The 6,652-nt window shown below is 68.7% G+C and carries 6 protein-coding genes and 1 pseudogene; 3 read left to right on the forward strand and 4 right to left on the reverse strand.

What is annotated here, in order from left to right:
• Window positions 1-44 precede the first annotated feature (44 nt).
• From ASD84_RS12300 to ASD84_RS12315, 4 genes are all read right to left on the reverse strand, one after another.
• The gene (locus ASD84_RS12300; RefSeq protein WP_056710420.1) at window positions 45-707 is read right to left on the reverse strand and encodes a fasciclin domain-containing protein; all 663 of its coding nucleotides are present in this window, start codon (window positions 705-707) and stop codon (window positions 45-47) included.
• Window positions 708-800: 93 nt separating this feature from the next.
• Window positions 801-2,330 carry a molybdopterin-dependent oxidoreductase gene (locus ASD84_RS12305; protein WP_056710422.1) on the reverse strand — a complete coding sequence of 510 codons (1,530 nt, stop codon included), beginning with the start codon at window positions 2,328-2,330 and terminating at the stop codon, window positions 801-803.
• Window positions 2,331-2,427: 97 nt separating this feature from the next.
• A complete protein-coding gene (locus ASD84_RS12310; protein WP_056710423.1) occupies window positions 2,428-3,411 on the reverse strand; it encodes a succinylglutamate desuccinylase/aspartoacylase family protein in 984 nt (327 codons plus the stop codon).
• Entirely contained in the window at window positions 3,401-3,895 is a 495-nt protein-coding gene (locus ASD84_RS12315) for an ATP-dependent zinc protease (protein WP_056710998.1), read from the reverse strand. Before ASD84_RS12315 ends, ASD84_RS12310 begins: the two co-directional genes overlap by 11 nt.
• 70 nt (window positions 3,896-3,965) lie before the next feature.
• On the opposite strand from ASD84_RS12315, the pseudogene ASD84_RS12320 reads away from it, so the two are divergent.
• From ASD84_RS12320 to ASD84_RS12325, 3 genes and pseudogenes are all read left to right on the forward strand, one after another.
• A pseudogene (locus tag ASD84_RS12320) lies at window positions 3,966-4,826 on the forward strand (RimK family alpha-L-glutamate ligase); the annotation flags it as partial.
• 27 nt (window positions 4,827-4,853) lie between these two features.
• Window positions 4,854-5,159: a cation:proton antiporter regulatory subunit gene (locus tag ASD84_RS26170; RefSeq protein WP_414858593.1), complete on the forward strand. Its 306-nt coding sequence runs from the start codon at window positions 4,854-4,856 to the stop codon at window positions 5,157-5,159.
• A gap of 239 nt (window positions 5,160-5,398) precedes the next feature.
• A complete protein-coding gene (locus tag ASD84_RS12325; protein WP_056710425.1) occupies window positions 5,399-6,625 on the forward strand; it encodes an IS30 family transposase in 1,227 nt (408 codons plus the stop codon).
• The last annotated feature ends 27 nt before the right edge of the window (window positions 6,626-6,652 follow it).

Below are 6,652 nucleotides of genomic sequence, written 5' to 3' on the forward strand. Positions count from 1 at the left end.
TGCGCTTCAGAGGGACGGTGACGAGGGGATCTGCAGGACCGGGGTCACTTGACTCCGGTCAGCACCTTGTCGATGACGTAGACGGTGGCGTTCGCGGTGGGGACGTTGCCGCAGATGACGTTGGCGGTCACGGTGCCGTCGGTGACGGTCATGCCCGACTCGGCGTCGCCCTCGATGGTGAGCTTGTCGCCCGCGAGGGTCTCCTGGTCGCCGGCGATGGCGTCCTTGTCCTCGTTCGCGCCGATTACGTGGTGGGCGAGGATCTTGTAGAGCGTGCTCTCCTGGCCCTTGTCCTTGCCCTCCATGACCAGACCGTTGAGGTCGGCCTCGGGGATCTCGGCGAAGGCGCCGTCGTACGGCGCGAACACGGTCAGGGCGGGGGCGCCGTTCAGGGTGTCGGCGAGTCCGTCGATCGAGGTCACGGCGGCGACCAGCGTCTTGAGGAGCGGGTTGTTGCTCGCTGCGGTGGCGACCGGGTCCTTGACCATGCCGTCGAACGAACCGGCACCGGAGGCCGGGACGTTCGCACAACCGTCGCCGAACGTCTGGGCGCCGGCGCCGTCGGCCATCGCGTCGGAGGAGGGAACGCCGCTGTTGTCGCTGCCCGACGCCTTCGGCTCATCCTCGCCGCACGCGGCCAGGGTGATGGACATGGCGAGGACCGCGGTGGCGATGCCTGCGTTGCGGCGGAGGTTCTGGAGCTTCATGGTGGTGCCTTCCGTTGGTGTGACTGCGTGTGTGCTGGTGCTGACAGTTATTCGGAGGTGCGGCCGATCCGGATTGGCCGGATCGGAAACTTTCTAGGAGACGTTGACGAGCAGCTCGTGCAGACCGCTGGCACCGTTCGGGAACGGCTCCGCACGCACGGCCACCTGGGCCTCGCCATTGCCGGACATCGCCCGTACGGCGAGCCGGTGGGCGCCCTTCTTCGCGTTCCAGGGGTAGAACCACTGGCGCCAGTAGTTCTCGCCGCCGTCCGGGCCGAGGGTCGCGTCGACCCAGGCGCCGCCGTCGATGCGGACCTGGACGCCGGAGATCCCGTCGCGCTCCTGGGCCCACGCGACGCCGCCGATCACCACGTCGCCGGCGTCGAGCTTCGACAGCGCCTTGGGCGTGTCGATCCGCGCGGAGATCTTGATGGGCGCGTCGGTGGCCCAGTCGCGGTCGGTCCAGTAGGCCTTCTGGTCGTCGTACGTCGTCAGGGTGAGCTTGGTCAGCCACTTCGTGGCGCTGATGAAGCCGTAGAGACCGGGGATGATCATCCGGACGGGGAAGCCGTGCTCACGCGGGAGCGGCTTGCCGTTCATCCCGACCACGATCATTGCGTCGCGTCCGTCGGTGGCGAGGTCGAGCGGCGTGCTGATCGTCATGCCGTCGAAGTCGGTGGACAGGATCTGGTCGGCCTTGTTGCCGACGCCCGCCAGGTCGAGGATGTCCTTGAGGGGGACGCCGAGCCAGCGGGCGCTGCCGATGTAGGGGCCACCGACGCTGTTGGACACGCAGGTGAGGGTGATGTTGCGCTCGATCATCGGCATCGCGAGCAGCTCGTCGAAGGTGATGGTGAGCTTCTTGTCCACGTCGCCGTCGACGGTCAGGGCCCAGTCGTCGGCGCCCACGATCGGGGTGTCGAGGCGGGTGTCGACCCGGTAGAAGTCCTTGATCGGGGTCTCGAACGGCGTGATCCCGGGGACCTGGTCGTCGAGGCCGCGCGGCAGGGCGGGCGCAGGAGAGGCGGCCGTCGGCAGGTCGACGTCCTCGGGACGCAGGCGCAGCTTGTTGATCACGCGACCGGCGACGCCACCCACGGCGGCGATCGCGGTGAGCGCACCGATCGAGATCAGGACACCACGGCGGCCCGTGGTCTGGCCGCCGTCTGCCCCTTCGGCGCTCGTTCCAGCGCCGACCTCGTGCTGCTTGCGAGCCAGGAAGGCGAGGGCAAGGGGGGCGGTCACGGCGGCGACCAGGCTCGGGAGCAGGTCGAGCACCCGTGCCTCGGGGCGGCTCAGCACCGCCACGGCGGCGATGCCGACGAGCACGACGAGCAGGCTGGCCCCCCAGGCGAGCCGTCGTCGTGCGAGCACGCCCGCGACGGCCGCGAGGACCAGCACGCCGCCGAGGACCGAGCCGACCAGGATGACCTTGTCGGCGCTGCCGAAGTTGCGGATCGCCCATTCCTTCATCGGCGTCGGCGTCAGGTCGATCACCGCAGAGCCGACGGCGAGCACCGGCGAGGACGCCGGGTCGGTCAGCGATGCCACCGCGTGCGCGAGTCCTATCCCCACGAGGGTCGCAAGGACGCCGTACCAGGCCCACAGCAGTCGCAGCTTCATGCGAGTGCTTCGTTGCGGACGGCTCCGCGGATTGGTCGTCGTCCGGTGGTTGAGGTGCGAGGAGCGCAGCGACGAGCCTCGAAACCTCCGGGCCTACCTACGCGACCGGCGTGGCGATGTGGAACAGCGCGTCGCCGGCGTTGACGATCGGCGCCCGGGTCAGCCCGATCACGATGCCCGCCCGGTCGGCGTGCACCAGCCGCACCCGGCGGCCGAACGTGTCCGAGAGGCCGCCGAGCCGGCGGCCGACCTCGACGTGCTCCCCGAGCCCGACCTCGAGGTGCAGGATTCCGGTGCCGCGGGCGCGGACCCAGCCGCTGTCGCGCGCCTCGACGGGCGTGGGCACCGGATCGGTGGCCCCCACGACTTCGGCGAGGTCGGCGGTCGTGGGGTCGATCATGTCCAGCGCGGTCAGCACGCGCCGTACTCCTTCGACGCCGACAGCGATCGGCTGCTCGTCGAAGCGCATCGCCTCGCCGCCTTCGTAGAGCAGCACGATGGCGCCGCGGTCGCGGGCGGCCTGCCGCAGCGAGCCGTCGCGCAGCTTCGCGTGCAGCATCACGGGAGCGCCGAAGGCCTGGGCGAGCTCGCGGGTGCGGGGGTCGTCGAGGTCCGCGCGGATCTGGGGGAGGTTGGCGCGGCGGTCGGCTGCGGTGTGGAGGTCGATGCCGACGTCGCACTTGCTGACGACCTCGGTCATGAACAGGTGCGCGATCCGGCTCGCGAGCGAGCCGCGGGCAGAGCCGGGGAAGGACCGGTTGAGGTCGCGCCGGTCCGGCAGGTTGCGATCGCCGGTCATGAAGCCGAGGACGTTGACGACGGGTACGGCGACCAGGGTGCCGCGCAGGGTCCGGGCCGAGAGGGGATCGAGCGCGCGGCGGATCACCTCGACACCGAGCACCTCGTCGCCGTGGATCGCGGCGTTCACCCACACCGTCGGTCCCGGCTCGCGGCCGTGGATCACGCGCACGGGCAGGCTGACGTCGCCGCCGGTCACCAGCCGGGTGATCGGGAGCTCGACCTCCTTCGAGGAACCGGCACGCACCCGCACGTTGCCGATCGCGAACGACTCACGAGCCACTGGGCGGTACCCCCCGGTTCCTGCGCCGCACGCGACGCGTCGGTCGGCCGCCGAGATAGGAGTGACTCGAGTCCACGACGAACCCCTGGCGCAGGGCTTCGCGTCCGATCAACAGCCGGAAGCCCATCTCGTCGCGGCGGGTCAGCGTGACCTCGGTGTTGATGGTCCGGCCGACGAGCGACACGTCGGTCAGGATGACGACCCGTTCCTGCTCATGACCGGTGGAGCTGCGGACGACACGCCGATCATGGACGGGGCACTCGACGAAGACCGCGTCCTCGGCCGAGCGCTGCCACGGGTGCACGGAGAACCGCACCCACTCGGCGCCGTCCCGCTCGAACTCGGTGAGGTCGAAGGCGTGCAGCGCCGATGTCCGGGCGCCGGTGTCCAGCTTCGCCTTCACGTTCCTGACGCCGAGACCGGGAAGACGAACCCACTCTCGCCAGCCGGCAGTGACCTGCGGGCTGCTTGAATGGGATCTCACCACGCTCGCATCCACACGACCATCCAAGCAGGTCGCAAATGAGCAGGTCGGGAATGAGGCAAGGTCGGGAATGAAGCTCGGGATCCTTTCTCGCGCACCACGGTCCTACAGCACGCAGCGCCTCCGTACGGCGGCGCTCGATCGAGGGCACCAGGTCAAGGTCCTCAACACGCTCCGGTTCGCCATCGACCTGTCGGGCGAGGAACCGGACCTCCAGTTCCGCGGCCGTCAGCTGTCGGACTACGACGCCGTGCTGCCGCGGATCGGCAACTCGATCACCTACTTCGGCACCGCCGTCGTACGGCAGTTCGAGCAGATGGACGTCTACACGCCGAACACCGCGAACGGCATCGGCAACTCGCGCGACAAGCTGCGTGCCTCGCAGATCCTGTCGCGGCACAACATCGGGATGCCGGCGACGACGTTCGTCTGGGACCGCGCCGACGTGATCCCCGCGATCGAGCGGGTCGGCGGCGCGCCCGTCGTGATCAAGCTGCTCGAGGGCACCCAGGGCATCGGGGTGATCCTCGCGCCCACGCTGAAGGTGGCCGAGGCCATCATCGAGACGCTCCAGTCCACCCGTCAGCAGGTGCTGATCCAGCGCTTCGTCAAGGAGAGCCGCGGCCGCGACATCCGTGCCCTGGTCGTCGGCGACCGCGTGGTCGCCGCGATGCGGCGCGTCGCGCAGGGTGACGAGTTCCGGTCCAACGTGCACCGTGGTGGCACCGTCGAGCGGGTCGACCTCGACCCGGCCTACGAGCAGGTCGCGGTACGCGCCGCGCAGATCATGGGCCTCAAGGTCGCCGGTGTCGACATGCTCGAGGGCGACGACGGCCCCCTGGTCATGGAGGTCAACTCGTCTCCGGGCCTGGAGGGGATCGAGATGGCCACGAAGCTCGACGTCGCCGGCGCGATCATCGACTACATCGACAACCAGGTCGCGTTCCCGCAGATCGACGTGCGTGAGCGGCTCTCGGTCTCCACGGGTTACGGCGTCGCCGAGATCGTCGTGCACGGTGACGCGGACCTGGTCGGCAAGACCCTCGGTGAGTCCGGGTTGCGCGACCTCGACATCACCGTCCTGACGCTGCACCGCGGCACGACCGTGATCGCGAACCCGTTCAACCGGCACGTGCTCGAGCCCGACGACCGGCTGCTCTGCTTCGGCAAGCTCGAGGAGATGCGCTCGATGATCCCGGCCCGCCCGAAGCGCCGGGCGCGGATCAAGAAGCTCCCCAAACAGCCGCTCCCCATCGACAGTTAGCGGGCACTCGTCGCACCTGACGAACGGGTCGTCCCCGGCGCGGCAGGTTCAATCGGTCTAAGCAACGTAAACCTTTGAGGAGCGTTGTGATGAGACCAGTGTCTGGGATTGGTTCGCGTAGGTCGGTCGAGCAGTGGGNGCGCGTGCTCGTTTCGGCGCGTCGTACCTGACGAACGTGTCGTGAATTCGGCGGCAGGTTCAATCGGTCTAAGCAACGTAAACCTTTGAGGAGCGTTGTGATGAGACCAGTGTCTGGGATTGGTTCGCGTAGGTCGGTCGAGCAGTGGGATCGGTTCTTCGAACTGGTGTGTGCTGGCGCTTCGGTCTCGGCCGCGGCGGCGGAGATCGGCGTGGCGCGGCAGTCCGCGTGGGAGCGGTGGCGTAACTCTGCTCCCATGGAACTGAAGTTGCTGCAGGGCCGTGGCGGCGGGTTGGGCCAACCAGCCGAGTGTGAGCAGGTCGCGGGCCGGGTGCGGCGTGCGTTGACCAGCGAGGACCGCGCGGTGATCGCGGCAGGGGTGCGCAAGAAGTGGACCTACGCAGAGATCGGCGAGGCCATCGGACGCAGCCCGTCGGTGATCTGTCGCGAGGTCGCCCGCAACAAGGGACCGGACGGCAGCTATCACGGCACGCTCGCACACGCCGCAGCCCGGCAGCGCCGGCGACGACCCAAGGAGTTCCGCCTGGTCGCCGAACCGGGACTGTGTCGGCGGATCGAGACCTGGATGGATGAAGGCTGGTCGCCCAAGTTGATCGCCCGGGTCCTGCGCGAAGAGTCGCCACGCATGATCATGGGCCGTGTGTCGCACGAGACGATCTACCAAGCGCTCTACGTCCAGACCCGCGGTTCACTGCGCAAGGACCTCTACCGCCAACTGTCGACCACCCGGCCCCGCCGCCAACCACGTGTCGGCGCCAAACGCACGAACAGCCCCTACAAGGAGGCGTTCAAGATCAGCCAACGCCCGGCCGAGGTCGCTGATCGGGCCGTACCCGGCCACTGGGAAGGCGACCTGGTGATGGGCACTGCTGGCGGAGTCGCGGTCGGCACCTTGGTCGAGCGATCGACCCGGTTCACGATCTTGTTGCACCTGCCCGGGCGCCACGACGCCGAGAGCGTCGCTGCAGCAATGATCCGCGAGATGAGTGAACTGCCCGAACACCTGCGCCAATCCTTGACCTGGGACCGCGGCACCGAACTGGCCCGCTACGACAAGATCCAGACCGACCTGGCCATGCCGGTCTACTTCTGCGACCCCCACGCACCCTGGCAACGCGGCACGAACGAGAACACCAACCGGCTCCTGCGGCACTGGCTGACCAAAGGCACCGACCTGTCGAGATTCAGCGCCGCAGACCTTCGCCGGATCGCCGCAAGCCTGAACGCCCGACCACGCCCTACCCTGAACATGCAGACCCCAGCCCAAGCGCTGGACCAACTGCTGACCAACCCGGCAGCAGCATGAACGTTGCTTAGACCACCTGACTTTCCC

The sequence above is a fragment of the Nocardioides sp. Root682 genome, assembly GCF_001427795.1.
In the GTDB taxonomy this organism is placed as follows: domain Bacteria; phylum Actinomycetota; class Actinomycetes; order Propionibacteriales; family Nocardioidaceae; genus Nocardioides.